The 939-nt window shown below is 49.0% G+C and carries 1 protein-coding gene, 2 tRNA genes and 1 rRNA gene; 1 reads left to right on the top strand and 3 read right to left on the bottom strand.

What is annotated here, in order from left to right; genetic code table 11:
* Positions 1-206 (top strand): hypothetical protein (locus ACCQ08_RS26030; protein ID WP_373451384.1); only part of this gene is annotated, 206 nt, incomplete at its 5' end.
* A gap of 120 nt (positions 207-326) precedes the next feature.
* Here ACCQ08_RS26030 and ACCQ08_RS26025 read toward each other — a convergent pair.
* The 3 genes from ACCQ08_RS26025 to ACCQ08_RS26015 all read right to left on the bottom strand — a co-directional run.
* Positions 327-402, bottom strand: a tRNA-Ala gene (locus ACCQ08_RS26025).
* A 126-nt stretch (positions 403-528) separates the two neighbouring features.
* Positions 529-605, bottom strand: a tRNA-Ile gene (locus ACCQ08_RS26020).
* Positions 606-792: 187 nt separating this feature from the next.
* Positions 793-939: ribosomal RNA gene (locus tag ACCQ08_RS26015) — 16S ribosomal RNA — on the bottom strand; the annotation flags it as partial.

Below are 939 nucleotides of genomic sequence, written 5' to 3'. Positions count from 1 at the left end.
GTCTCTCACCTCGCGCGTTATGCCGTAATGTGAATATCTTTGCTGTAAACCCAGTTTCCCAGATTCACATTCTTGAAGAATATTCGTCATTACTGAATAAAAATTGCTCTCGCAAAGTTTCATTCGTTTTGACGCAATCAAATTGTTGCTGGTGGCACGGTGCAGTAAAACCTTTACGAATTTCTGCTTTCCACCAGCAACGCTGATTTTCGACTCTATGAATTTTTAAAGAACAGCCGTTTGATCCGGGAATCCGGAGTCAACAACAAAACAGTCTCTTGCGAAACCGCTTTGGTGTTGAGTGATAAGTGATCAGTAGTAGGTTTTGGTGGAGGATGACGGGATCGAACCGACGACCCCCTGCTTGCAAAGCAGGTGCTCTCCCAGCTGAGCTAATCCCCCTTTGATCGCCTATAACCTGCGCATTGCGGCGTTGCTACTTCCTCACATACGTAAGTATGCTTCGTCATTCGCGCCTTGCACTGCTTGGTTCTAGCCAATCAATATGCCATCCGTCGGAACCGTAAATGGTGGGTCTAGTTGGGCTCGAACCAACGACCCCTGCGTTATCAACACAGTGCTCTAACCAGCTGAGCTACAGACCCATTCCAATTCTTTGCAAGTGCTGTGTCTTAGTACAGACCCAGCCTCTTAAAAGCTTTGGCTTGTTCCAACAACCGATAAGTGTGGACGTTCAATCTTGATTGCTTTTTTGGCTCCTGCCGTGCCGATGGCACTTAACTTTGTTTGCACAAAGTTAGCATCCACCGAAACAGCGAAGCTGTTTTCCAGAAAGGAGGTGATCCAGCCGCACCTTCCGATACGGCTACCTTGTTACGACTTCACCCCAGTCACGAACCCCGCCGTGGTAAGCGCCCTCCTTACGGTTAGGCTACCTACTTCTGGCGAGACCCGCTCCCATGGTGTGACGGGCGGTGT

It is taken from the genome of Comamonas sp. SY3, assembly GCF_041730275.1.
Taxonomy (GTDB): Bacteria; Pseudomonadota; Gammaproteobacteria; order Burkholderiales; family Burkholderiaceae_C; genus Comamonas; species Comamonas sediminis.
This window is presented reverse-complemented; position numbering and strand designations above follow the sequence as displayed.